Annotated in this window: 2 protein-coding genes; one reads left to right on the top strand and one right to left on the bottom strand. The window is 64.3% G+C overall.

Features of this window, described 5'->3' with window-relative positions:
- A partial coding sequence (locus tag JNK74_28290; GenBank protein ID MBL7650088.1) for an exo-alpha-sialidase occupies window positions 1-610 on the top strand: 610 nt, incomplete at its 5' end.
- Here JNK74_28290 and JNK74_28285 read toward each other — a convergent pair.
- A partial coding sequence (locus tag JNK74_28285) for a gfo/Idh/MocA family oxidoreductase (GenBank protein MBL7650087.1) occupies window positions 607-862 on the bottom strand: 256 nt, incomplete at its 5' end. The genes JNK74_28290 and JNK74_28285 overlap by 4 nt on opposite strands.

Genomic DNA, 862 nt, shown 5'->3' with positions numbered 1-862 from the left:
GCCCAAACTCGCCGCGCGCGTCCCCGTGACAGAACTGCCTGGCGGCGAACTCATCTTGCCCGTCTACGGCTGGGCATCGCAACGGCAGCCTACCTCCGCGTGGCTCATCTGTTCCCGCGACAAAGGCGCAACCTGGGGCGAAGCATCGCTCATCGGCCGCGACCCCAACCGCGAACTCCCCTTCGACGAGCCCTTCGTCCTCCGCAAACGCGATGGCGGCATGATCGCCATGATCCGCACCGGCGGTTATCTCTACCAGAGCAACTCTACCGATAACGGCCGCACCTGGACTCCCGCCGCCGCAACCAAAATGTGGGGCCATCCCGCCCACCTGCTCGAACTCAAGGACGGCCGCATTCTCTGTACCTATGGACATCGCCGTGCGCCGTTCGGATTGCGCGCCACCGACAGCCGCGACGGCGGCAAGACCTGGGACGTCGACAAAACGGTAATCCTTCGCGACGATGGCGGCAACGGCGATCTGGGCTATCCGAGTGTGGTCGAGTTGGAAGGCGGCCGCGTCCTGGTTGTCTATTGGATGAACAACGAGAAGCCCGGCGACCCTGACTCCGAAGTCCGCTATATCGCCGGGACGTTCTTCACGCCCTAAACCGTCTGGGTCCGCCCCGTCTCCGCTGCCTTGTACGCCGCGAAGATCGTCTTCAGCACATGCAGGCTTTCGTCCGGGCTCAGCACTGGCGTCTCCGCCCCCATCGCCGCCCGCACTGCGTGCTGCACGTACGGTGTGTAGCCGCCCGAAGGCCCCTCCGGCTTGAATCGCCGGGTCTCACCCTTGCCGTTCTTGGTGCTGTACCACTCCAGCGGATTCTCCTCCTGATAATGGATTTCCACCCAGCCCTGC

The sequence above is a fragment of the Candidatus Hydrogenedentota bacterium genome (assembly GCA_016791475.1).
Taxonomy (GTDB): Bacteria; Hydrogenedentota; Hydrogenedentia; order Hydrogenedentales; family JAEUWI01; genus JAEUWI01.
Note: the sequence above shows the minus strand (reverse complement) of the source record. Positions and strands in the feature narration are given on the sequence as shown.